The organism is Streptomyces sp. BV286, from assembly GCF_019090165.1.
In the GTDB taxonomy this organism is placed as follows: domain Bacteria; phylum Actinomycetota; class Actinomycetes; order Streptomycetales; family Streptomycetaceae; genus Streptomyces.
Window position 1 is genome coordinate 1 of the sequence record NZ_JAHRIB010000147.1, and the last position, 24847, is coordinate 24847.

The 24847-nt window shown below is 71.0% G+C and carries 19 protein-coding genes; 12 read left to right on the forward strand and 7 right to left on the reverse strand.

Going from position 1 to position 24847, the window contains the following annotated elements:
- Nucleotides 1-156: 156 nt before the first annotated feature.
- Nucleotides 157-2373: a 1,4-alpha-glucan branching enzyme gene (gene glgB / locus KUF83_RS23380; protein ID WP_308403112.1), complete on the forward strand. Its 2217-nt coding sequence runs from the start codon at nucleotides 157-159 to the stop codon at nucleotides 2371-2373.
- 193 nt (nucleotides 2374-2566) lie between these two features.
- Here the strand turns inward: glgB and KUF83_RS23385 are convergent, their stop codons facing one another.
- The 4 genes from KUF83_RS23385 to KUF83_RS23400 form a co-directional block, all read right to left on the reverse strand.
- The gene (locus KUF83_RS23385) at nucleotides 2567-4891 is read right to left on the reverse strand and encodes an ATP-dependent DNA helicase (RefSeq protein WP_374106140.1); all 2325 of its coding nucleotides are present in this window, start codon (nucleotides 4889-4891) and stop codon (nucleotides 2567-2569) included.
- Nucleotides 4892-5049: 158 nt separating this feature from the next.
- Nucleotides 5050-5382 carry a thioredoxin domain-containing protein gene (locus tag KUF83_RS23390; RefSeq protein WP_308403108.1) on the reverse strand — a complete coding sequence of 111 codons (333 nt, stop codon included), beginning with the start codon at nucleotides 5380-5382 and terminating at the stop codon, nucleotides 5050-5052.
- Nucleotides 5379-5849: a MerR family transcriptional regulator gene (locus tag KUF83_RS23395; protein ID WP_217456764.1), complete on the reverse strand. Its 471-nt coding sequence runs from the start codon at nucleotides 5847-5849 to the stop codon at nucleotides 5379-5381. The genes KUF83_RS23390 and KUF83_RS23395 overlap by 4 nt, the downstream gene beginning before the upstream one ends.
- Before the next feature lie 55 nt (nucleotides 5850-5904).
- Entirely contained in the window at nucleotides 5905-6426 is a 522-nt protein-coding gene (locus KUF83_RS23400; RefSeq protein WP_217456765.1) for an Lrp/AsnC family transcriptional regulator, read from the reverse strand.
- 87 nt (nucleotides 6427-6513) lie between these two features.
- Between KUF83_RS23400 and KUF83_RS23405 the strand changes: the two genes are divergently transcribed.
- Together KUF83_RS23405 and KUF83_RS23410 are read left to right on the forward strand one after the other, a co-directional pair.
- Entirely contained in the window at nucleotides 6514-7419 is a 906-nt protein-coding gene (locus KUF83_RS23405) for an NAD-dependent epimerase/dehydratase family protein (RefSeq protein WP_308403110.1), read from the forward strand.
- Nucleotide 7420: 1 nt separating this feature from the next.
- Nucleotides 7421-8347: an aldo/keto reductase gene (locus tag KUF83_RS23410; protein WP_217456767.1), complete on the forward strand. Its 927-nt coding sequence runs from the start codon at nucleotides 7421-7423 to the stop codon at nucleotides 8345-8347.
- Nucleotides 8348-8438: 91 nt separating this feature from the next.
- Here KUF83_RS23410 and KUF83_RS23415 read toward each other — a convergent pair whose 3' ends face one another.
- Together KUF83_RS23415 and KUF83_RS23420 are read right to left on the reverse strand one after the other, a co-directional pair.
- Complete coding sequence (locus tag KUF83_RS23415; protein WP_254644271.1) at nucleotides 8439-9338, reverse strand: NAD(P)-dependent oxidoreductase; 900 nt, start codon at nucleotides 9336-9338, stop codon at nucleotides 8439-8441.
- Between the two features lie 488 nt (nucleotides 9339-9826).
- Complete coding sequence (locus KUF83_RS23420; RefSeq protein WP_217456769.1) at nucleotides 9827-11227, reverse strand: cation:dicarboxylate symporter family transporter; 1401 nt, start codon at nucleotides 11225-11227, stop codon at nucleotides 9827-9829.
- Nucleotides 11228-11371: 144 nt separating this feature from the next.
- Here KUF83_RS23420 and KUF83_RS23425 point away from each other — a divergent pair, with 144 nt between their 5' ends.
- From KUF83_RS23425 to KUF83_RS23450, 6 genes are all read left to right on the forward strand, one after another.
- A complete protein-coding gene (locus tag KUF83_RS23425) occupies nucleotides 11372-13177 on the forward strand; it encodes a sensor histidine kinase (protein ID WP_217456770.1) in 1806 nt (601 codons plus the stop codon).
- Nucleotides 13174-13866 (forward strand): response regulator, encoded by a 693-nt coding sequence (locus KUF83_RS23430; RefSeq protein WP_217456771.1) that lies wholly within the window; start codon nucleotides 13174-13176, stop codon nucleotides 13864-13866. The genes KUF83_RS23425 and KUF83_RS23430 overlap by 4 nt, the downstream gene beginning before the upstream one ends.
- A gap of 134 nt (nucleotides 13867-14000) precedes the next feature.
- Nucleotides 14001-15374, forward strand: coding sequence for an extracellular solute-binding protein (locus KUF83_RS23435; RefSeq protein ID WP_217456843.1), 1374 nt, complete (start codon nucleotides 14001-14003; stop codon nucleotides 15372-15374).
- 7 nt (nucleotides 15375-15381) lie between these two features.
- Nucleotides 15382-16311 (forward strand): carbohydrate ABC transporter permease, encoded by a 930-nt coding sequence (locus KUF83_RS23440; RefSeq protein WP_374106142.1) that lies wholly within the window; start codon nucleotides 15382-15384, stop codon nucleotides 16309-16311.
- A gap of 1 nt (nucleotide 16312) precedes the next feature.
- Entirely contained in the window at nucleotides 16313-17158 is an 846-nt protein-coding gene (locus tag KUF83_RS23445) for a carbohydrate ABC transporter permease (RefSeq protein ID WP_217456772.1), read from the forward strand.
- A gap of 510 nt (nucleotides 17159-17668) precedes the next feature.
- Complete coding sequence (locus KUF83_RS23450) at nucleotides 17669-18385, forward strand: helix-turn-helix transcriptional regulator (protein WP_217456773.1); 717 nt, start codon at nucleotides 17669-17671, stop codon at nucleotides 18383-18385.
- Nucleotides 18386-18475: 90 nt separating this feature from the next.
- On the opposite strand, the gene KUF83_RS23455 is transcribed toward KUF83_RS23450, so the two are convergent.
- Nucleotides 18476-19501 (reverse strand): ATP-dependent 6-phosphofructokinase, encoded by a 1026-nt coding sequence (locus KUF83_RS23455; RefSeq protein ID WP_217456774.1) that lies wholly within the window; start codon nucleotides 19499-19501, stop codon nucleotides 18476-18478.
- A 276-nt stretch (nucleotides 19502-19777) separates the two neighbouring features.
- On the opposite strand from KUF83_RS23455, the gene pta reads away from it, so the two are divergent.
- From pta to pyk, 3 genes are all read left to right on the forward strand, one after another.
- A complete protein-coding gene (gene pta, locus KUF83_RS23460; protein WP_217456775.1) occupies nucleotides 19778-21904 on the forward strand; it encodes a phosphate acetyltransferase in 2127 nt (708 codons plus the stop codon).
- On the forward strand, nucleotides 21901-23124 hold the full coding sequence (locus KUF83_RS23465; protein ID WP_217456776.1) for an acetate kinase: 1224 nt from the start codon (nucleotides 21901-21903) through the stop codon (nucleotides 23122-23124). Before pta ends, KUF83_RS23465 begins: the two co-directional genes overlap by 4 nt.
- 173 nt (nucleotides 23125-23297) lie before the next feature.
- Nucleotides 23298-24716 carry a pyruvate kinase gene (pyk, locus tag KUF83_RS23470; protein WP_217456777.1) on the forward strand — a complete coding sequence of 473 codons (1419 nt, stop codon included), beginning with the start codon at nucleotides 23298-23300 and terminating at the stop codon, nucleotides 24714-24716.
- The last annotated feature ends 131 nt before the right edge of the window (nucleotides 24717-24847 follow it).

Sequence of the window (24847 nt, forward strand, 5' to 3'; positions counted from 1 at the left end):
CCCTCGCCGGTCGCCGGCCCCGGCGGCCTCACGGAGCGGGTCGGGGACACGGAACCGGCCCTCGTCGCGGAGCCGGCCCCGACCGCGGCCGCGGAGCCGGTCGCGGAGGCGGAGCCGGTCGCGGAGGCCGGGCCGGTCGCGGAGGCCGGGCCGGTTGTGGCAGTGGAGCCTGTGGGCGATGTGCGGTCCCTCGCCGTGCTGGACCGGGGGGACCGGGAGCGGCTGCTCGGGGGCGCGCACCATGACCCGCACTCCGTGCTCGGGGCCCACTCCGTGGCCGACGGAGTGGTCTTCCGGGTGCTGCGGCCGTACGCGCTCTCCGTGACCGTCGTCGCCGAAGGGCTGCGGGCCGAACTCCACGACGACGGGGACGGGTTCTTCTCCGCCGTGCTGCCACTGCGGGCGGTGCCGGAGTACCGCCTGACGGTGGAGTACGAAGGAACGGTGCAGGAGATCGAGGACGCGTACCGGTTCCTCCCCACGCTCGGCGATCTCGACCTGCACCTGTTCGGCGAGGGCCGGCACGAGCAGCTGTGGACGGTCCTCGGCGCGGAGCCGATGGAGCACCAGGGCGTCACCGGCACGCGCTTCTCCGTCTGGGCGCCGAACGCCCGCGGTGTGCGGGTCGCCGGCACCTTCAACTTCTGGGACGCGACGGCGTTCCCGATGCGGTCGCTGGGCTCCTCCGGGGTGTGGGAGCTGTTCGCTCCCGGTGTCGGCGAGGGAGAGCTCTACAAGTTCGAGATCACCCGGCCCGACGGGACGAAGACGCTGCGCGCCGACCCGATGGCACGGCGCACCGAGGTCCCGCCCGCCACGTCCTCCGTCATCCACACCTCGCGTCACGAGTGGCAGGACGAGGAGTGGATGGCGCGACGGGCCGACCGGCCCGCGCACGAGGCGCCGTTCTCCGTGTACGAACTCCATCTTGCCTCCTGGCGACCGGGCCTGACGTACCGTCAACTCGCGGACCAGCTGCCCCGGTACATCGCCGACCTGGGCTTCACCCACGTCGAGCTGATGCCGGTCGCCGAGCACCCCTTCGGCGGCTCCTGGGGCTACCAGGTCACCGGCTTCTACGCGCCCACCGCCCGCCTCGGCACCCCCGACGACTTCAAGTACCTCGTCGACGCACTGCACCAGGCCGGCATCGGCGTGATCATGGACTGGGTGCCCGCGCACTTCCCCCGGGACGAGTGGGCACTGGCCGAGTTCGACGGACGGCCGCTGTACGAGCACGAGGACCCGCTGCGGGCCGCGCACCCCGACTGGGGAACCCTCGAGTTCGACTACGGGCGCCGGGAGGTGCGCAACTTCCTCGTCGCCAACGCCGTCTACTGGTGCGAGGAGTTCCACATCGACGGGCTGCGGGTCGACGCCGTCGCCTCCATGCTGTACCTCGACTACTCGCGCGAAGCCGGCCAGTGGACCCCCAACGTCCACGGCGGCCGGGAGAACCTCGACGCGGTCGCCTTCCTCCAGGAGATGAACGCCACCCTCTACCGGCGCGAGCCCGGTGTCGTCACCATCGCCGAGGAGTCGACGGCGTGGGACGGGGTCACCCGGGCCACCCACCACATCGGGCCGGGCGGCTTCGGCGGGCTGGGCTTCGGTCTGAAGTGGAACATGGGCTGGATGCACGACTCCCTGGGATACGTCTCCCACGAGCCGGTCCACCGCAGGTACCACCATCACGAGATGACGTTCTCGATGGTGTACGCGTACAGCGAGAACTACGTGCTCCCCATCTCGCACGACGAGGTCGTGCACGGCAAGCGGTCGCTGGTGTCGAAGATGCCGGGCGACTGGTGGCAGCAGCGGGCCACCCAGCGGGCGTACCTGGGCTTCATGTGGGCCCACCCCGGCAAGCAGCTCCTCTTCATGGGGCAGGAGTTCGCCCAGGGCGCGGAGTGGTCGGAGGCGCACGGCCCGGACTGGTGGCTCCTCGACCCGTCGTACGGGGCCGAGGCCGACCACCGGGGTGTACGGGATCTGGTCCGGGACCTCAACACCGTGTACCGGCAGGCTCCGGCGCTCTGGGAGCTCGACACCGATCCCGCCGGGTTCGGCTGGGTGGCCGGGGACGCCGCGGAGGACAACGTCCTCGCCTTCCTCCGGCACGCCGCCGACGGATCACCGCTGCTCGCCGTCTCCAACTTCTCGCCGGTGGTGCGGCCCGAGTACCGGCTCGGGGTGCCGGACGACGTGAGCGCGTGGCACGAGGTGCTGAACACGGATGCGGGGCGGTACGGCGGGAGTGACGTCGGCAACGTCGGCCCCCTCAAGCCGGACGACACGGCGTGGCACGGACACCCCGCGAGCATCCGCGTCACGCTGCCACCCCTGTCGACGGTGTGGCTGCGGCCGGCTTAGGGTTTCCCACCCCTCGAACGCCGGACGGGCCGGAAATCCGGCGCGTCCGGCGTTAGAGGACGAGCGGGCCGATGATTCAGCCTGCCCGGCGTTCGAGGACGAGCGGGCTGATGATTCAGCCCGTCCGGCGTTTGAGGACGAGCGCGCAAGCGCGACAGGGGGTCTGGGGGCGCAGCCCCCGGGCAAGGGCGGCTCAGACGGTCTCCGTCAGCGCCGCCTCCAACGGCTTCGGCAGTGGTTCCGCGTGCACGATGCCCAACGACTGCGTGGCCCGGGTCAGGGCCACATAGAGATCGCTGGTCCCGAAGCGGCCCGGCTCGACGACCAGCACCGCGTCGAACTCCAGCCCCTTGGCCTGCCGGGGATCCAGCAGCACGACCGCGCGCGTCAGATCGGGCTGCTCCCCCACCACGATGCCGTCGAGCCGCGCGGCCAGCGCCCCGTGCAGATCACGCGGCGCGATCACCGCGAGCCGCCCCTCGGCGGGGGTCAGCTCCACGACGGCCTTCTCCACGGCACCGGGCAGGTCGGAGCTCTCACGCACCCAGGGACGTACGCCCGTCGAGCGCACCGAACTCGGCGGTTCGAAGTCCGCGTGCTCGGCGCGCGGGACGGCCGCCGCCACGTCCATGATCTCGGAAGGGGTGCGGTAGTTGACCGCGAGACGCGTGTGCTCCCAGCGGTCCTCGACATAGGGGTGGAGGATGTCCGACCAGGAGCCGACGCCCGCCGCCTCGGCGGTCTGGGCCGGATCGCCGACGAGCGTCATCGACCGTGTGGGGCTGCGGCGCATCAGCAGCCGCCACGCCATCGGCGACAGTTCCTGCGCCTCGTCGACGATGATGTGCCCGAACGCCCAGGTCCGGTCGGCGGCGGCCCGCTCGGCGGCGCTGCGGTGGTCGTCCTCCTCGTGGCGCTCGGCCATCCGTTCGGCGTCGATGATGTCGTGTGCCGACAGGACCTCGGCGTCCTCCTCGTCGATGTCCTCGAACTCGTACGTCCTCGACGCGTAGGAGACGTCCAGCACGCCCTGCGCGTAGGCGACCTGCCGGTCCCGCTCGTGCTCGGCGGCCGCCCGCGCCACCCGGTCGTCCTCGCCGAGGAGTTCGGCGGCCTCGTCGAGGAGTGGGACGTCGGCAATGGTCCAGGCCCGTGTCACCGGGCGGCGCACGGCGTCCGCGTCGGCCTCGGGGAGGTACACGTCGGGTGCGGCGAGGAAGTCCGCGACCAGCCGCCGAGGGGTGACGCGGGGCCACAACCGGTCGATGGCGGACCAGACTTCGCGGTTCTCGGCGAGGTCGTCGCGGATCTGGGTGATGTCGCTGGGGTCGAGCAGGTTCGTCCCGTCGAAGGGGTCCGTGCCGATCCGCTCGGCGAGCATGTCGGTGAGGGTGTTGAGGATGTGGCCCTCGAAGTGCTCGCGGGCCACGTTGTGCGGCAGGTCCAGTTCCCGGGTGCGCTCACGGGCGACGCCCACGAGACCGGCGTCGAGCATCAGGACGTCCCGGTCGTGCTCGATGGTGATCACCGGATCGGGCAGGCTCTGACGGTCGCGCACGACGGCGGCGAGGACGTCGGCCATGCCGGCGCGGCCCTTCACCGCGGCGGCCTCGGGGGTGTCGGACGCGCTCGCCCGCACGCCGGGGTACAGCTCGCCGAGGGTCGCGAGCAGGACTCCCGTCTCGCCGAGCGAGGGCAGGACCTCGCCGATGTAGCCGAGGAAGGCGGGGTTCGGGCCGACGATCAGGACGGCACGCTTGGCGAGCAGTTCCCGGTGCTCGTAGAGGAGGTACGCCGCCCGGTGCAGCGCCACCGCCGTCTTGCCGGTGCCCGGGCCGCCCTCCACCACCAGGATCCCGCGGTGCGGGGCGCGGATGATGCGGTCCTGTTCGGCCTGGATGGTCTGCACGATGTCGCTCATGCGCCCGGTGCGCGCGGAGTTGAGGGCGGAGAGCAGCACGGCGTCCCCGGTCGGGTCCTCGTGGCCGGTGCGCCGCTGGTCGCCCAGGTCGAGGATCTCGTCGTGCAGGGCGGTCACGGTACGGCCGTCGGTGGTGATGTGCCGGCGGCGGCGCAGGCCCATGGGGGTGTGGCCGGTGGCGAGGTAGAAGGGCCGGGCGACCGGGGCCCGCCAGTCGATCAGGACCGGGGTGTGTTCGGCGTCGTCGGCGCGGATGCCGATGCGGCCGATGTGATGGGTGGGTCCGGTGGGGAGCTCTTCCGGCCCGGACGGGGCCGAGGGCTCGGTGGAGAGGTCGATCCGGCCGAAGCAGAGCGAGCCGTCGACCGCGTTGAGGGCGGCGAGCAGGCCGGAGCGTTCGGCGACGAGGACGTCCCGTTCGAGGCGGGCCTGCATGGGGGTGCTGCCCTGCGCGAGTGCGTCCGTCACCGAGGCCTCGGTGCCGCCGCGCAGCGCGTCGACGCGCGCGTACAGGCCGTCGATGAATTCCTGCTCACGACACAATTCATCGTCCGGAAATCCAGTGGTTGAGTCTGTGTTTGAGGCCCTGTTTGACAATTCCGCTCCCGGCCGGATATACTGTGCTCAGTGAACTTCTCCGCGACTTGATTTCCTGAAGTCGCGAACCATTCAATATACGCAAAGAAATCCCCCGCAGGCAATTCCCTGCGGGGGATTTCTTTGTGTGCCGTGGGTTCCGGTCGGTTGCGGGAAGGTCAGAGCACGTCCGCCAGCTCCTCCAGCAGCCGCCTCTTGGCCCGGGCGCCCACCATCGACTTCACCGGCTGCCCGTCACGGAACACCATGAGGGTGGGCATCGACAGCACCCCGTACGCGTTCGTGGTCAGCGGGTTCGTGTCCACGTCCAGCTGCACCACCTTGAGCCGGTCGCCCTCCTCGCGGGCGACGGCGCTCAGCACCGGCGCGATCTGCCGGCACGGGGGACACCAGTCCGCGGTGAACTCCACCAGTACGGGCAGCTCCGCCCCGATCACCTCCGCTTCGAAGTCCGCGTCCGTCACCTCGGCCACGCCTGCCGCCTTGATCACCGCGTCCGCCTCCCTGTCTTCTCCGCCGGGTCCCCGGGAGCCGTCTCCCGGGGAAACACCGCACACGCGGGTTCCGGACCGCCCGGAACCGCCGCCTCGGCCGCCAGCTCGTCCATCGCCCGCTCGGCTCGCGTCAGCTGCTCGCCGACCTGCGCGCGCACCGACCGCAACTCGTCGATCAGCGTGTCGAGTTCGCCCAGCTTGCGGCGGTACACGGCGAGCGAGGCCGGACAGGCGTCGCCCTGCGGATGTCCGGCCCGCAGACACTCCACGAAGGGCCGCGTCTCCTCCAGGTCGAACCCGAAGTCCTGCAGCGTCCTGATCTGCCGCAGCAGCCTCAGGTCGTCCTCGTCGTACGTCCGGTACCCGTTGTCCCCGCGCCGCGCGGGCAGCAGCCCCCGTGACTCGTAGTACCTGAGCGTCCTCGTGGTGGTCCCGGCCCGCTCCGCCAGCTCGCCGATGCGCATGCCGCGACGGTAGTCCTTGACGCCGACGTCAAGGCAAACAGAGCGGGCCCGCGCGTCAGCGCGTGACGGGCGGCAGCAGCGGTTTGCGCTCCACCGGCGACGACAGGACGATCGAGGTCGTCGTACGGCCGAGCGCCGAGGTCTGCTCCAGGACGTCCTCCAGATGGATGGTGTCCTCGACCGCGACCTTGAGGATCCAGCAGTCCTCACCGACGACGTGATGGGCCTCGGTGACCTCGGGACGGGCGAGGAGCTCCAGCGTCCTCGGGTGCTTCAGGGTGTAGCCGCCGTGCGGATCGACCCGGATGAAGGCCTGGATCCCGTAGCCGAGCCGGGCGGGTGAGACGTGGGCGCCGTAGCCGGTGACGACACCGGCCTGCTCCAGGCGGCGGACCCGCTCGGCGACGGCCGCCGGGGACAGCCGGACCCGGCGGCCCAGCTCACTGAGCCTGATCCGGCCGTCGCTCTGCAGCAGCTCCAGGATCTGCCGGTCCAGCGAATCGAAGCCCGCCGACGTTTCGTGGGCGGCGGCCCGCAGATGCCGTGGTTCTTTCGGTGCCGCGACCGGATCTCCCATGTCTCCCCCTTCAGACCTCACTCGTACGCCACGAGAATTATGACCGCAGGACCGGGCCACCATGAATGGGATTACGGGAGGAACACCGTGCGCGAGGTGTGTGTCATAGGCGGCAACCGCTATTTCGGCAAGCGGCTGATCGACCGTCTGCTTTTGGCCGGGGACCGGGTCACGGTCGTCAATCGCGGCTCGTCCGCGCCTCCGCCGGGGGCAATTCACCTGATCGCCGACCGCGATGACGAGAAGTCCCTGGAGCGGGCGCTCGGCGCACGCACCTTCGACGTCGTCGTCGACCAGGTCTGCTACACCCCCGTCCAGGCGCGGATCGCCCGCCGGGTCTTCGCGGGACGCACCCGGCGGTACGTCATGACGTCCACGGTCGAGGTGTACGAGTACGAGGACTCGGCCCGGCCGGTGCGCGAGGACGCCGTCGACCCGCGTACGGTCCCGGTCGACGCCGAACTGCCCTGGGACGACCCGCAGTTCCTCGACGCCCACTACGGCGAGGGCAAGCGACAGGCCGAAGCCGTTTTCGCGGCGGATCCGCCGTTCCCGTACGTGGCCGTGCGGGTGGCCCACGTGCTGGGCGGCGACGACGACTTCACGGGGCGGCTCGGCCACTACGCCGATCGGATCCGCACCGGCGAGCCGGTCTCCGTACCGGCGGTGAACCACCCGGCCACGTACATCCACGTCGAGGAGATCGCCGACTTCCTCGCGTGGACGGTCGCCGGGGAGTTCACCGGGCCCGTGAACGCCGCGTCCCACGGACCGCTCACCACCGAGGACCTGTGCGAGGCGGTGACCGCGTACCTCCCGGACGGAAAGGCCGTGTTCCGCAGCGTGGACATCGGGCCCTTCTCGCCCCTGTCCTTCTCCCGCTCGTACGGGATGGACAACGCGCGGGCCACGCGCCTCGGCTTCTCCTTCGGCCGGGCACGCGACTGGCTCCCCCGCGCCGTCGCCGAGACCGTCGGAAAGGCGGCCGGCTGACATGCGCCACCGCACACTCGGCGACCGGCGGACCAGTGCCGTCGGGCTCGGTGCCATGCCCCTGTCCGTCGAGGGCCGGCCCGACGAGGCGCGGGCGCTGGCCACGGTGCACGCCGCCCTGGACGCGGGCGTCACCCTGCTGGACACCGCGGACTCGTACCATCTGCCCGGCGACGAGCCCGGCCACAACGAACGGCTCGTGGCCCGCGCCCTCGCGGCCCACGGCCCCGGCGCGGCCGATGTCCTCGTGGCCACGAAGGGCGGCCGCGGGCGGCCCGCCGACGGCGGCTGGACGGTGACGGGCTCGCCCCGGCACCTGAAGGCGGCGGCGGAGGCCTCGCTCCGGCGGCTCGGCACGGAGGCGATCGGCCTGTACCAGCTGCACAAGCCCGACCCGGCCGTCCCCTTCGAGGAATCGGTGGGCGCGCTGCGCGAGCTGCTCGACGAGGGCAAGATCCGCTACGCGGGCGTCTCCAACACCACCACCGACCAGATCCGCCGCGCCCACGCCCTCCTCGGCGACCGGCTGGTCTCCGTCCAGAACCAGTACTCCCCCGCCGTGCGCGACAGCGACCCCGAACTGCGGCTCTGCACCGAACTGGGCATCGCCTTCCTGCCGTGGAGTCCGCTGGGCGGGATCTCACGCAGCGCGCTGGACAGACAGACACCACCCGACGGCTCCGGCTCCGGCTCCGGCACGGGCATCGCGGACGCCTTCCACGCGGTGGCCCGCGACCGGGGAATCAGCCCCCAACAGCTCTGCCTGGCCTGGCTGTTGGCACGCTCACCCGTCATGGTGCCCATCCCGGGCGCCAGCCGCCCCAGCACGATCCGGGACTCGGCGGGCGCGGCCGACCTGGACCTGACCCCGGAGGAGACGGAGCGCCTGGACGCGGCGACGGACCCCGCTCCCGTCGCTCACGCCTGACCCCGTGCGCCGCGGGGCCGGACCCGCGGCCGGGGCCGAGCAGCATCCGGGGCCGAGCCGAATCCGGGGCCGCCCCGCAGCCGCGGACGGGTCAGACGGTCTGCGCCACCCGGTCGCCGCGCAGGAACTCGATCGTGCGCGTCCAGCTGTCGGCGGCGTGACCGTGGGCGACGGCCTTGTCGTACACCTCCTTGACCGGGCGGAGGGTGCTCACGTCGAGCCCGCGGTGCTCGGCCCACTCCAGGACGTGGCCGACGCCGGTCGCCATCATGCCGAGGTTGGCCTCGTCGCCCGGGTGGCTGCCCGCGTCGACGTCCCGGGCGGCCTCGGCGGCCAGGGCCGGCAGGATGCCGGTGATGGTGCCCAGATACGGCAGCAGATCGGCCGCCCGCACCCCGTCGGCGCCCGCCAGCGCGAACGCGTGCAGCAGGCCGGAGATCGAGGAGTAGAAGTAGTCGAGCAGGGCCAGGTCGTGGACGGCGGCGAGCCCGTGGTCCTCGCCGAGGTGGGCGGGCCTGCCGCCCAGCGCCTTCAGCGCCGGCTCGAACCTGTCGTACGCGGCCCGCGGACCGCTGTAGAAGATCAGCGCCTCGGGGTGCCCGACCATCGGGACCGGCACCATGATCGAGCCGTCGAGGTAGTCGACACCGCGCTCGGCCGCCCAGGCGGCGGTCGCGCGGGAGCGGAGGGGGGTGTCCGAGGTGAGATTGACCAGGACGCGGCCGGGCAGTTCGTCCGCGACGGCGTCGAGGACCGCCTCGGCCGCGTCGTAGTCGACCACGCAGACCACGACCAGCTCGGCCGCCCGTACCGCCTCGGCCGCGCTCGTGGCCCGGGCCGCGCCCCGGGTGACGAGTCCGTCCGCCTTGGCCGCGGAGCGGTTCCATACGGTGGTGGGGTGGCCGGCTGTCAGGAAGGCGGTGGCGAGGGCGTGTCCCATGGCACCGAGGCCCAGGACCGCGACGGGGGTCTTCTCAAGGTCACTTGTCATGGGGACCATGCTCTGGGTGGGCCCAACTCCCCACAAGAGCCCACTTTTTGCTCAGATACTGAGCTGGAGGTAAGCGAGCAGGTGCCTCCGGCCGGTGGGGGTGTTTGCGCAGTTCCCCGCGCCCCCGGGAGGGCTGGGTCTCCGCCGTGTTTCGACCGCGGGCCGGTGGGGGCCGGGCGCGCAGTTCCCCGCGCCCCTGGGAGAGCCGGACGTCCGGCGCGATCTTGACCGCGGGTCGGTGGGGGTTGTTCGCGCGGTTCCCCGCGCCCCTGAAAAGACCGGGCGGGCGTCCCTGGAAGGTGGGCCTCGGCTTCCGGGACGGGAAAAAGCCACCGGCAGGCGGCCAGGTCGGGGAAAACCTGGGCGTCTGCCGGTGGCCGGGGAGGGGGTGTGGTCCGGGCGGCCGGCGACGGGGGAACCAACCAGCCGCCCGGGGTTCTGGGGTGGGGCGGGTCCCGGGACTTTCCGGGGCCCGCCCGCCGGGGCGGTCAGGCCTTCGCGAGGGCCTTGTCGCCGCCGGGCTGCTGCGGCAGCTCCACCGAGGCGGAGTCCGCGTCGTCGTGCCCGCCGTGTCCGTCGTCCAGCAGTGTCGTCTCGTCGAACGGCAACTGCCCGGCGAGCACCTCGTCGACCCGCTGCCTGTCGATCTCCTTGGTCCACGTGCCGATCAGCACGGTCGCCACGGCGTTGCCCGCGAAGTTCGTCAGGGCGCGCGCCTCGCTCATGAACCGGTCGATGCCGACGATCAGGCCGATGCCGTCCACCAGCGCGGGCTTGTGGGAGGCGAGCCCGCCCGCCAGGGTGGCGAGCCCCGCTCCGGTCACACCGGCCGCGCCCTTCGAGGCGACCAGCAGGAAGAGCAGCAGCGGAATCTGCTCGCCGACCGACATCGGCGTACCCATGGCGTCGGCGATGAACAGCGAGGCCATGGTCATGTAGATCATGGTGCCGTCGAGGTTGAAGGAGTAACCGGTCGGAACGGTGATGCCGACGACCGGCTTGCTGACACCCAGGTGCTCCATCTTCGCGATGAGCCGCGGCAGGGCGGACTCGGAGGAGGAGGTGGACAGGATCAGCAGGAACTCACGGCCCAGGTACTTGAACAGCGTGAAGATGTTCAGGCCCGCGACGAGTCGCAGCATCGCGCCGAGCACGATGAAGACGAAGAGGAAACAGGTGACGTAGAAGCCGAGCATCAGCACGGCGAGGCTCTTCAGGGCGTCCACACCGGCCGAGCCGGTGACCGCCGCGATGGCGCCGAACGCTCCGATGGGCGCCGCCCACATCACCATCGCGAGGATGCGGAAGACGAGGCGCTGGATGTGCTCCACGCCTCGCAGGATCGGCGCGCCGGACGAACCCATCGCCTGCAGCGCGAACCCGGCGAGCAGCGCGATGAGCAGCGTCTGCAGCACCTCTCCGCCGGTGAACGCGGAGACGATCGTGGTCGGGATGATCCCGAGCAGGAACTCCTCGGTGTTCTTCGCCTCGGTGACCTGGCCCTGACCCGCGTCCTTGACCGCGTCGGTCACGGCGAGACCCGTACCGGGCTCCAGGATGTTGCCGACGACGAGGCCGATGGCCAGCGCGACGAACGACATGGCCACGAAGTAGCCGAGCGCGATGCCACCTACCGCGCCGACCTTGGCGGCCTTGCGCACCGAGCCGATGCCCAGCACGATCGTGCAGAAGATGATCGGGGAGATCATCATCTTGATCAGGTTCACGAAGCCGGTACCGATCGGCTTCAGCTCGACGGCGAAGTCGGGGGCGATCAGACCCACGGCGATGCCGGCGGCCACGGCGACAATCACCGCGATGTACAGGTAGTGGGTGCGGTCCCGCTTGGCAGCGGGAGCGGCAGGTGCCGTATCGGTTTTACTGGTCACGGCTGCCCTCCTTGACGACGTCGTCGGCATCATCCGGCGTGCGGCTCACGTCCGGGGGTTGTCGGTGACTATCTCCCGCCCTGTGAGGGCCGTCACCCTTCCGTTCATTTAGTTCGTACTTATCCGGAGGGGCACACTGAGTGCATGCGCCTCCCCCGTGCCCCCCGGCCCCGCAGCCTGGCAGGTCAGCTCTTCGCCATGCAGGCCGTGCTCGTCGCGGTCGTGGTCGCGGGCTGCGCGCTCTTCACGTACGTCAGCGACCGCAGCCAGGCCGAGGACGCGGCGGGCCGTCAGGCCATGGGGGTGGCCCGCTCGGTCGCGGACTCCCCTTCCGTACGGGAGGCCATCCGCACCGAGAACCCGACGAAGGAGCTCCAGCCGTACGCGCTGACGGTGCAGCGTGACGCGCAGGTCGACTTCGTCACGATCATGAACCCCGAGGGCATCCGCTGGACGCACCCCAACAAGGAGCTGATCGGCAAGCACTTCCTCGGCAACACCAGGCGCGCGCTCCTCGGCGATCCCTTCACGGAGACGTACACCGGCACGCTCGGCGCGTCCATGCGGGCCGTCACACCGATATACGACGACGGCCGCATCGTCGGCCTGGTCAGTGCGGGGATCAAGGTCGACGAGATAAGCCAGCGGGTCGAGGGCCAGCTCAAGGCCCTGTTCGGGGTCGCTGCCGCCGCGCTGGCCCTGGGCGCCGTCGGCACGTACGTCATCAACGCCCGGCTGCGCCGCTCCACGCACGGGATGAACGCGGCGGAGCTCAGCCGGATGCACGACTACCACGAGGCCGCCCTGCACGCGGTGCGCGAGGGGCTGCTGATGCTGGACGGGCAGTTCCGGGTGGCGCTGATCAACGACGGCGGGCGCGAGCTGCTCGACGTGACGGACGACGTGGTGGGCCGCTCGGTGGCGGAGGTGGGCCTGCCGACGCCGCTGACGGGGGCGCTGCTGTCCGGCGAGCCGCGCGTGGACGAGGTGCACCTGACCGAGTCGCGCGTCCTGGTGGTGAACACCTCGCCGGTGTCGGGCGGTGAGCGCCGGGGCACGGTCGTGACCCTGCGTGATGTCACGGAGCTCCAGTCCCTGATGGGCGAGCTGGACTCGGAGCGCGGTTTCACCACGGCACTGCGTTCGCAGGCGCACGAGGCCGCGAACCGTCTGCACACGGTCGTCTCCCTGATCGAGCTGGGCCGGGCGGAGGAGGCCGTCGACTTCGCCACGGCCGAGCTGGAGCTGGCCCAGGCGCTGACCGACCAGGTGGTCGCGGCGGTCAGCGAGCCCGTCCTCGCCGCGCTGCTCCTGGGCAAGACCGCCCAGGCGAACGAGCGCGGGGTCGAACTGGTGGTGTCCGAGGACAGCAGCATCGACGACGGCCTGCTCCCGGAGTCGCTCGCCGCACGTGACCTGGTGACGGTCCTGGGCAATCTGATCGACAACGCGGTGGACGCGGCGCAGGGCTCGGTCGGCGCCCGGGTGACCGTCACCGCGCTCGCGGACACGCGGGGCCTCGTCCTGCGGGTCACCGACACGGGTGCGGGGGTGGATCCGGCCCACTCGGAGATGGTCTTCCAGCGCGGGTGGTCCACGAAGCCCTCGGGGCCCGGTGGACGGGGCCTCGGCCTGGCCCTCGTACGGCAGGCGGTGGCCCGTCACGACGGCACGCTGACCGTGTCGGAGGCCCCCGGGGGCGGGGCGTCCTTCGAAGTACGGCTGCCGTTGCCGCCCGCGGCGCGGGAAGGGACTAAGGTCCACGCCGGACCCGACTCCGCTCCGGACCCCGCACCCGGCTCCGGACCGGCGCGCGAACCCCGGTCGGCGGGCGGGCACGGACCGGCACGCGAGCCCGGGTCCGGGCCCGATCTGTCCGGGCCCGAGCCCGGCAGCGCGCCCGGGTCCGACTCCGAGCCCGCGCCGACGCCACACGGAGGCACCGTATGAACACGCCTTCCCCGTCCCAGGACATCCGCGTCCTCGTCGTCGAGGACGACCCCGTCGCGGCGGACGCGCATGTCCTGTACGTGGGGCGGGTGCCCGGGTTCACCGCGGTCGGCAAGGCGCACACCGGCGCGGAGGCGAGACGCGCGCTGGACCGCATGCCCGTGGACCTCCTCCTCCTCGACCTGCACCTGCCGGACGTGCACGGTCTGCAGCTGGCCCGCTCGCTGCGGGCGGCCGGCCATCACGCGGACGTCATCGCGGTGACGTCGGCGCGCGACCTCACGGTCGTGCGGGAGGGTGTGTCCCTGGGGGTCGTGCAGTACGTGCTCAAGCCGTTCACCTTCGCGACCCTCCGGGACCGGCTCGTCCGCTATGCCGAGTTCCACGCCGCGGCCGGTGAGGCCAGCGGCCAGGACGAGGTCGACCGTGCCCTGGCCACGCTCCGGGCCCCCGGCCCCGCGGCCCTGCCCAAAGGGCTGAGCTCGCCCACCCTGGAGAAGGTCACGCACGCGCTGCGGGACTCCGAGGAGGGGCTGACCGCGACGGGGGTGGCCGAGGCGGTGGGCATCTCGCGGATCACGGCCCGGCGGTATCTGGAACACCTGGTGGACGCCGGGAGGGCCGGCCGGAGTCCCCAGTACGGGCAGGTGGGGCGGCCGGAGTTGCAGTACCGGTGGGTCAAGGGATAGCCGCCCGCCGGGTGTTCACCGACACTGGCCGTAACCGGCCATCTGCGCAAGGTCATTGACCTGAGCCGACCACTCCTCTTAGGTTCTCGGGGCAGCCGAACCCCGACGCCGAAGGCGTCGGCCAGCAGGAGGTCCTGCCCGTGCGCCCCACCGCCGTTCCCCTTCTTCTCGCGACCGTGCTCTCGGCCGCCGTGCTCAGCGCCTGCGGCAGCGAGTCCGGCAGCGATCCGGACACCGTGAAGGTCTCCTACAAACAGTCGACGGACAACTCGATCCGTGTCATGGACACGTATCTCGCCGACGTCAAGGAGCAGTTCGAGAAGGCCAACCCGGGCAAGAAGGTCGAGCTGGTGCCGATCAAGGCCCCGGACTCGGAGTACTACACGAAGCTGCAGCAGATGCTCCGCTCCCCGAAGACGGCCCCCGACCTGGTCTACGAGGACACCTTCCTCATCAACTCCGACATCACCAGCGGGTATCTCAAGCCCCTGGACCCCTACCTCGACACGTGGGAGGACTGGAACCAGTTCGTCGACACGGCGAAGTCGGCGGCGAAGGCGCAGGACGGGAAGACGTACGGCGTGCCGGACGGCACGGACACCCGGGGCCTCTGGTTCGACAAGGGCATCTTCAAGAAGGCCGGTCTGCCGGCCGACTGGCAGCCGAAGACCTGGGACGACGTCCTCACGGCGGCCCGGACGATCAAGCAGAAGGTCCCCGGCGTCATCCCCATGAACGTCTACACGGGCAAGCCCGCGGGTGAGGCGGCCACCATGCAGGGCTTCGAGATGCTCCTGTACGGGACGGCCACCGGCGCCACCGAAAGCCCCCTGTACGACACGGAGTCCGAGAAGTGGATCACCGGGAGCGAGGGTTTCAGGGACTCGCTCGAGTTCGTCGAGACCATTTTCAAGGAGAAGCTCGGCCCGGACGTGTCGGACGCCCTCGACCCCAACTTCGCGACCAGGGTGCGCGGTGAGCTCCTCCCCGAGGGCAAGCTCGGCATCAACCTGGACGGCTCCTGGCTCCCGCAGGACTGGCTGGAGGGCAGCGGCCACGAGTGGCCCGAGTGGTCCGAGAAGCTGGGTCTCGCGTACATGCCGACGCAGGACGGCCAGGCGCCCGGGAAGGTGAGCATGTCGGGCGGCTGGACCTGGGCGATCCCGAGCAAGGCGGCCAACCCGGACCTGGCGTTCGACTTCATCAAGACGATGCAGACGAAGGAGAACGCGCAGAAGTGGTACATCGCCAACTCCGGTATCTCGGTGCGCACGGACGTGGCCGAGGACCCGGCGTACGTGCAGGCGCAGCCCGGCATCGAGTTCTTCACGGAGCTGGTGGCGAACACGCACTACCGCCCTGCGTATCCCGCGTACCCGAGGGTCTCCACGGCCATCCAGGAGGCCATGGAGGGTGTGACGACGGGTGACAGCTCGGTCGAGGAGGCGGCGAGCCGCTACGACGAGGAACTGAAGACGGCGACGGACAACCAGATCATCCAGAAGTGAGCGCCGGGTGAGCGTCACCCGGCGGACACCCGGCCTCGGCGGGCGCGGAGCGGGCGTCGGAGCGGTCAGCCGCTCCAGCCCGGTGCGCGCCCTCTCCCGGGCCCTTCCCGTCGCCCCCGCCCTCGTCCTGCTGATCCTGTTCCTCGCCGGCCCCATCGCGTACTGCGCCTACATCGCCTTCACCGACCTCCAACTCACCGGCCAGGCCGAGTCGTCCTTCACGGGCTTCGACAACTTCCGTACCGCCTTCCGCGACGAGGCGTTCCTCAACGCCGTGTGGCTGACGCTGGTGTTCACGGTGCTGTCGTCGCTGGTCGGCCAGAACACGCTGGGGCTCGCGCTGGCGTCCCTGATGCAGCGGGCGTCGAAGCCGGTGCGTACGGTCGTGGGGGGAATCGTCATCACGGCGTGGGTACTCCCGGAAGTGGTGGCCGGCTTCCTCCTCTACGCGTTCTTCCGCCGCGAGGGCACCCTGAACGCCGTCCTCGACTGGCTCCATCTCCCCTCCCAGAACTGGCTGTTCACGCTCCCGATCCTGGCGGTGTCGTTCGCGAACGTCTGGCGGGGCACGGCCTTCTCGATGCTGGTCTACTCGGCCGCCCTGAACGAGATCCCGAAGGAGATCACGGAGGCCGCGGAGGTGGACGGCGCGGGCGGCTGGCGTCGCATGTGGCACATCACGCTCCCGATGATCCGCCGTTCCATCGGCACGAACCTGATGCTCAACACCCTCCAGACCCTCTCGGTCTTCGGCCTGATCTGGGTCATGACGCGGGGCGGCCCGGGAAACCGCAGCCAGACCCTCCCTCTCTTCATGTACGAACAGGCCTTCCAGAAGAGCATGATCGGCTACGGCACGGCGGTCGCCCTGCTGCTGCTGGTGGTGGGCTCCCTGTTCTCGCTCGTCTACATGCGCCTGCTGCGGACGGAGGTCTGAGATGGCCGCGCGCCGGACCCTCAACTCCCGTCGCGACAACCGCCGTCACGCGGCGGACGCGGGCCTGCTGTTCGTGGCGGCGGCCTTCGTCCTCCCGCTGGCCTGGGTGGTCCTGTCCGCCCTGGACCCGCACGCCGGACTGAAGGTGAAGCTGCCCGACGGTGTCACCCTCGACAACTTCGACGCGGTCCTGAAGCCGGAGATCACCTTCACTCCCCTGCTCAACAGCCTGATCCTGTGCGGCAGCGCGACGCTGCTGACGGTGGTCTGCGCGGCCCTCGCCGCGTATCCGCTCTCCCGTTTCCGCTCACGCCTGAACAGGCCGTTCCTGCTGACGATCCTGTTCGCGACGAGCCTGCCGATCACGGCGATCATGGTTCCGGTGTACGCGCTGTTCGTCCAGGTGAACCTGATCGACACGATGCGGGGCACGATCTTCTTCTTCGCCGCGTCCCAACTGCCGTTCGCCATCTGGCTGATGAAGAACTTCATGGACGGGGTGCCTAAGGAGCTGGAGGAGGCGGCCTGGACGGACGGCGCCTCGTCGTTCCAGTCGCTGCTGCGTATCGTGCTGCCGCTGATGGGGCCGGGCGTCGCGGTGGTGACCGTCTTCGCGTTCGTGATGATGTGGGGGAACTTCTTCGTCCCGTTCATGCTGCTGCTGACACCGGACCAGATGCCGGCGTCGGTCAGCATCAACGACTTCTTCGGGAACCGCGGGACGGTGGTCTACGGGCAGCTGGCGGCCTTCTCGATCATCTACTCGACACCGGTGATCCTGCTGTACGTACTGGTGGCCCGGCGGCTGGGCGGGGGCTTCGCCCTGGGCGGGGCCGTGAAGGGATAGGAGGCCGCGAAGGAACAGGAATCCCGATCGCGGCCCGCCGGTGCGTGCGAATTGCCGATAGGTGGAGGCGGACCGGGCGACGGACCGGCCGCCGCGGACGTCGTGCCGGGAGGGCGAACCGCAAGGATTGCGCCGCGGGTTTTCCTCCTTCACACGGCCGACCGACGTGTCGGCCATGACGTACTCGTCTTCGACGTCCGCCCACACGGGCGACACCCGCAGCGCCCCGTCCGCGCCCACGGTCGCCGGACGCCGGAGGTCCGGCGCCCGGCAGCCGCTCGCGAATATGCCCGTCGATCCTGCTCACGGCGCTTGCCAACCGCGGACCCGCCTTCCGGCCCGCCCGTACGGGCCCCTCACCGCCCCTCGCGATCACCCGCGCCGACCGCCCGCCCGATGGTCTCCAGCCACTCCGAACAGACCCGGACAGGCATCCGAAACCGTAGGTTCGCACAATCCGTGATCCTGGCCGAACAGACCGTAGTCACCGCAGTCCGCCACCCATACGTTGTGCGCGTGCACCAACCGTCGGACCATCAGCCCACCCCGCCCTTCGACGCCCCGGCCGCCCGTAAGCTCCGCGACGGCCTCGGCATGGGGCCCGAGCACGTCGCCTACGGGATGCGGACCTCGTTCGGACTGCCCCATGTGACGCCCGACCTGGTCGTCGCCTGGGAGCGGCGCCTGGCCACTCCCAGCCACGGCGAACTCACCGCGCTCGCGGGCGTGTTGTGGTGCTCCCCGGGTGACCTCATCGGCGCGCCCCGGACGTTGCGCGAGCACCGCGCGGCCCGGGGCCTCGCGGCAGAGGACGTCGCGCGCGCCGTGGGCCTCGAACTCCTCGCGTACGTACGGATGGAGGAGGCCGACGAGTGGCGCGGCAGCGAGCGGCAGGCGTCGGCGCTCGCCGAGGTGCTCGACCTCTCGCTGGCGGACCTCGTCACGGTCACCGGGCGCGAGTCGAAGCTGGCGGAGATGCTGCGCAGCGCGGTGACGACACGCTGGCAGGCGTACGTCCGCCCGGTGGGCAAGCTGCTGCCGATGGAGCGCCGGCTCGTGGGCCACACACTGCGGGCGCTGCACGCCGAGTACCAGGGCCGGATGGTGGCGACGCTGACCTGGGGCGCCGGTGCGGCGGCCGCGGACGCCGACGACGCGGGCCGGGACTTCCTGGACCGGATCGTCGACCGTTTCTGGTGGACGGTCCGGCGCGACAGCGCCTACTGAGCCCCGCCCGGGCCGTCGAGGCGCGGCCGGCCGGGCCCGGGCCGCGGCGGCCGGCACCGCGGGCCCGTGGGAATCCCTGGTGCCGCGGTACTAGAAGACCGACTCCGCCTCGTCCATCCGGTCCTTCGGCACGGTCTTCAGCTCGGTGACCGCCTCCGCCAGCGGCACCATGACCACGTCCGTGCCGCGCAGGGCCGTCATCCGGCCGAACTCGCCCCGGTGAGCGGCCTCCACCGCGTGCCAGCCGAAGCGCGTCGCCAGCACCCGGTCGTACGCGGTCGGCGTGCCGCCCCGCTGGATGTGGCCGAGGATGACCGGTTTGGCCTCCTTGCCGAGGCGGCGCTCCAGTTCGTACGCCAGCGCCGCTCCGATGCCCTGGAAGCGCTCGTGGCCGAACTGGTCGATGTCGCCGTGGCCGTAGTCCATGGAGCCCTCGGCGGGGTGGGCGCCCTCGGCCACACAGATGACGGCGAACTTCTTGCCCCGCGCGAAGCGCTCCTCGACCATCTTGACCAGGTCGGCCGGGTCGAAGGCCCGCTCGGGCAGGCAGATGCCGTGGGCGCCGGCCGCCATGCCGGACTCCAGGGCGATCCAGCCGGCGTGGCGGCCCATGACCTCGACGACCATCACCCGCTGGTGGGACTCGGCGGTCGTCTTGAGTCGGTCCATCGCCTCCGTGGCGACCCCGACAGCGGTGTCGAACCCGAAGGTGCGGTCCGTCGACGAGATGTCGTTGTCGATCGTCTTCGGGACGCCGACCACCGGCAGGCCCGCGTCCGACAGCATCCGCGCCGCCGTCAGCGTGCCCTCGCCGCCGATCGGGATCAGTACGTCGATACCGAACTCACGAGCCATGTCCTGCGCGTTCTCGCAGGCCTCGCGGAGGCGGTCGCGCTGGAGGCGGGAGGAGCCGAGAATGGTGCCGCCGCGGGCGAGGATGCCGCTGACGGCGTCCAGGTCGAGGGTGCGGTGGCGGCCGTCGAGCAGTCCCGCGTAGCCGTCCTCGAAACCGATGACCTCGTCGTCGTAGTTGGTGACTGCCCGGTGCACGACCGACCGGATCACTGCGTTCAGCCCCGGACAGTCGCCGCCTGCGGTGAGAACTCCGATACGCATCGTGCTGTGTCTCCTGCTCGCTGTTGGGCTGTGTTTCCTGTGGTGCCTGAGAGCCAGTCCGATTGTTTCACGGGCTGCAGGGGGCCGCTGTCCGTGCCCCGCGCGCCCCCTTCGACCGCCCGCACGCCCCCCGAAGCCCCTGCTCACCCGCTCCGGAGAGGCCGTCCGCCCCCGGACTGACGGGCGCCTTAACCAGGCCCGGAGGTATTGTCAAGAGGGCTCAGCCGACGATGACGGCTGCCTTTTTACCGATATCGGAGGAAACGGAGAGCACGCGTGACGCGCAGCGTGTACGTGACCGGGATCGACCGCGGTGACGGCCGCCAGGTCGTCGAGCTGGGGGTCATGGAGCTCCTGACCCGCCAGGTCGACCGGGTGGGGGTGTTCCGGCCTCTCGTGCACGACGGGCCCGACCGTCTCTTCGAGTTGCTGCGAGCCCGCTACCGCCTGGCGCAGGACCCGGCGACGGTCTACGGCATGGACTACCACGAGGCGTCCGCGCTCCAGGCCGAGCAGGGCACCGACGAGCTGGTCTCGCAGCTCGTCGACCGCTTCCTGCGGGTGGCCCGCGACTACGACGTCGTCCTCGTCCTCGGTACGGACTACGCGGACACGCAGTTCCCGGACGAGCTGGCGCTCAACGCCCGCCTGGCGAACGAGTTCGGCGCCGCCGTGGTCCCCGTCGTGGGCGGCCGCAAGCAGACCTCGGAGTCGGTGCTCGCGGAGACCCGCAACGCGTTCCGCGCCTACGACGGACTCGGCTGCGACGTGCTCGCGATGGTGGTGAACCGGGTGGCCCCCGCCGACCGCGCCGACATACACGAGCTGCTCGACAACCGCCTGCCGGTGCCCTGTTACGTGCTGCCGGACGAGCCCGCGCTCTCCGCGCCGACGGTCGCCCAGATCACCCACGCGCTCGGCGGCAAGGTGCTGCTCGGCGACGACGCGGGGCTCGCGCGCGACGCGCTGAACTTCGTCTTCGGCGGCGCCATGCTGCCGAACTTCCTGGGCGCGCTGACCCCGGGCTGCATGGTCGTCACACCCGGCGACCGCGCCGACCTCGTGGTGGGCGCCCTGGCCGCGCACAGCGCCGGCACCCCGCCCATCGCGGGCGTCGTGCTCACCCTGAACGAACGCCCCAGCGACCTCGTCCTCACCCTGGCCGCCCGCCTCGCCCCGGGCACCCCGGTGATCGCGGTCGAGACCGGCTCCTTCCTCACGGCGTCCGAACTCTTCGCCATGGAAGGCAAGTTGAACGCGGCCACGCCCCGCAAGGCAGAGACCGCACTCGGTCTCTTCGAGCGGTACGTGGACACCGGCGACCTGCTCAAGCGCGTCTCGGCGCCCAGCAGCGGCCGCGTCACGCCGATGATGTTCGAACACAAGCTCCTGGAGCGGGCCCGCTCCGACATGCGCCGTGTCGTGCTGCCCGAGGGCACCGAGGCGCGCGTCCTGCACGCCGCCGAGGTGCTGCTGCGCCGGGGAGTCTGCGACCTGACCCTGCTGGGCCCCGTCGACCAGATCCGCAAGAAGGCGGCCGACCTGGGCATCGACCTCGGCAGTGCCCAGCTGATCGACCCGCAGACCTCGGAGCTGCGCCACCGGTTCGCCGAGCGCTACGCCGAGCTGCGGGCCCACCGGGGCGTGTCCGTCGAGCTCGCGTACGACGTCGTCGCGGACGTGAACTACTTCGGCACGCTGATGGTCCAGGAGGGCCTCGCCGACGGCATGGTCTCGGGGTCCGTGCACTCCACGGCGGCCACCATCCGCCCGGCCTTCGAGATCATCAAGACCAAGCCGGAGGCATCCATCGTCTCCTCGGTGTTCTTCATGTGCCTCGCCGACAAGGTCCTCGTGTACGGCGACTGCGCGGTCAATCCCGACCCGAACGCCGAGCAGCTGGCCGACATCGCCGTCCAGTCGGCCGCCACCGCCGCGCAGTTCGGGGTCGAGCCGCGGATCGCGATGCTCTCCTACTCGACCGGCACCTCCGGTTCGGGGGCGGACGTCGACAAGGTGCGTACGGCCACCGAGCTGGTCCGCGCCCGCCGCGACGATCTGCGGATCGAGGGCCCGATCCAGTACGACGCGGCCGTCGAGCCGTCCGTCGCCGCGACCAAGCTGCCGGAGTCGGAGGTCGCCGGGCAGGCGTCCGTCCTGATCTTCCCGGACCTCAACACGGGCAACAACACGTACAAGGCCGTGCAGCGTTCCGCCGGCGCCATCGCCGTCGGACCGGTCCTCCAGGGCCTGCGCAAGCCGGTCAACGACCTGTCCCGCGGCGCGCTCGTCGGGGACATCGTGAACACCGTCGCCATCACCGCGATCCAGGCCCAGGCGCGGCCCTCGGCCGTGCCCGCGTCCAAGGAACCGTCCCCGACCCCGAAGGCTTCCGTCCAGTGAGCGCCACCCGTGTCCTCGTCCTGAACTCCGGCTCCTCGTCGCTGAAGTACCAGCTGCTCGACATGAGCGACGGCAGCCGGCTGGCCGCCGGTCTCGTCGAGCGCATCGGCGAGGGGGCCTCCCGGCTGAAGCACTCCCCGCTGGCCGCGGGGGGCACGGCCCGCGAGACGACCGGCCGGATCGACGACCACGAGGCGGCGCTGCGGGCCGTCGCGGAGGAGCTGTCCCGGGACGGACTCGGCCTGGACTCCCCGGAGCTGGCCGCGATCGGCCATCGCGTCGTGCACGGCGGCCGGTCCTTCACCGAGCCGACCGTCGTCGACGACGCGGTCCTCGCCGAGATCGAGCGCCTGATCCCGGTGGCGCCCCTGCACAACCCGGCCAACCTCACCGGGATCCGTACCGCTCGGGCGCTGCGCCCGGACCTCCCGCAGGTCGCGGTCTTCGACACGGCGTTCCACACGACGATGCCGGAGGCCGCCGCCCGCTACGCGATCGACGTGAGGACCGCCGACGAGCACCGCATCCGCCGGTACGGCTTCCACGGCACCTCGCACGCGTACGTGTCCCGCGAGACGGCCCGCCTTCTCGGCCGCGCCCCGCAGGACGTGAACGTCATCGTGCTGCACCTGGGCAACGGCGCCTCGGCGTCGGCGGTCGAGAAGGGCCGCTGCGTGGACACCTCCATGGGACTGACTCCCTTGGAAGGGCTCGTGATGGGTACACGCTCCGGAGACATGGATCCCGCGGTCATTTTCCATTTGGCGCGCGTTGGCGGGATGTCCATGGACGAGATCGACACTCTTCTCAACAAGAAGAGCGGTCTGATCGGTTTGTGCGGCGACAACGACATGCGGGAGATCCGCCGCCGCATCGACGAGGGCGGCGCGGACGCCGCGCAGGCGCAGCTCGCCTTCGACATCTACATACACCGACTGAAGAAGTACATCGGCGCGTACTACGCGGTACTCGGCCGGGTCGACGCGGTCGTCTTCACGGCCGGGGTCGGGGAGAACGCCGCTCCGGTGCGCGAGGCCGCCGTCCGGGGACTGGAGGGGCTGGGCCTCGCCGTCGACGACCGGCTGAACGCCGTACGGTCCGCCGAGCCGCGGCTGATCTCGCCCGAGGGCGCGCGGGTCGCGGTGGCCGTCGTACCGACCGACGAGGAACTGGAGATCGCCGACCAGACGTACGCGCTCGTCGGAGGCGGCAACGCCTGAAAGGGCGCGGCCGGTCCCGGAAGCAGCAGAAGCAGTAGAAGCAGCGAAACAGCAGGTATGAGAACGCCGAGGAAAACAGCCGGTCAGGGCCACGCCTGAGCGCACACCCGCCCATTTGTATCTTCCGCCAGACGGAATATTCCGAAGCGAAACAAACCGATAGGATCGCCCCCATGCGCCGTTCCAAAATCGTCTGCACACTGGGCCCAGCCGTCGACTCGCACGAGCAGCTCGTCTCGCTGATCGAGGCCGGCATGAACGTGGCCCGATTCAACTTCAGCCACGGCTCGCACGCCGAGCACCAGGGCCGCTACGACCGGGTCCGGGCCGCCGCCCAGGAGACGGGCCGTGCCATCGGGGTCCTCGCCGACCTCCAGGGCCCGAAGATCCGGCTGGAGACCTTCGCCGAGGGCCCCGTGGAGCTGGAGCGGGGTGACGAGTTCACCATCACGACCGAGGACGTGCCGGGCGACAAGTCGATCTGCGGCACCACGTACAAGGGTCTGCCGGGTGACGTCTCCAAGGGCGACCAGATCCTGATCAACGACGGCAACGTCGAGCTGCGGTGCGTCGGGGTCGACGGCCCCCGGGTCAGGACGGTCGTCATCGAGGGCGGTGTGATCTCGGACCACAAGGGCATCAACCTGCCCGGCACGGCGGTGAACGTGCCCGCGCTGTCCGAGAAGGACGTCGACGACCTGCGCTTCGCCCTGCAGATGGGCTGCGACCTGGTGGCGCTCTCCTTCGTGCGCGACGCCCACGACGTGAACGACGTGCACAAGATCATGGACGAGGAGGGCCGCCGGGTCCCCGTCATCGCCAAGGTGGAGAAGCCCCAGGCGGTGGAGAACATGGAGGCCGTCGTGGCGGCCTTCGACGGCGTCATGGTCGCCCGCGGCGACCTGGCCGTCGAGTACCCCCTGGAGCGCGTCCCGATGGTGCAGAAGCGCCTCGTGGAGCTGTGCAGGCGCAACGCCAAGCCGGTGATCGTCGCGACCCAGATGATGGAGTCGATGATCACCAACTCCCGCCCCACGCGCGCCGAGGCGTCCGACGTCGCCAACGCGATCCTGGACGGCGCGGACGCGGTCATGCTGTCCGCCGAGTCCAGCGTGGGCGCGTACCCGATCGAGACCGTGAAGACGATGTCGAAGATCGTCGTCGCGGCCGAGGAGGAGCTGCTCTCCAAGGGCCTGCAGCCGCTCGTGCCCGGCAAGAAGCCGCGTACGCAGGGTGGTTCGGTGGCCCGCGCCGCGTGCGAGATCGCGGACTTCCTGGGCGGCAAGGGCCTGGTGGCCTTCACCCAGTCCGGCGACACCGCCCGCCGGCTGTCCCGTTACCGCGCCGCCCAGCCGATCCTGGCCTTCACCACGGACGAGGGCACCCGCAACCAGCTCTCGCTGAGCTGGGGCGTCGAGTCGTACATCGTGCCGTTCGTGAAGAGCACCGACGAGATGGTCGAGCTGGTCGACAACGAACTGCGCAAGATCGATTACCTCAGTGAGGGCGACATCGTCGTGATGACCGCCGGCTCGCCCCCCGGCGTCCCCGGCACCACGAACATGGTCCGCGTGCACCACCTGGGCGGCTGAACCGCCTGTACGGGCGCGTGCGGCCCGTACGACCGCTCGTACGTCACTGAGGGCGCCCCCGCCGCGCGGGGGCGCCCTCAGGCGTTCCGGTGCGCACAGCCGGTACGGGACGGGGTGTGCCCCGGCCCCCG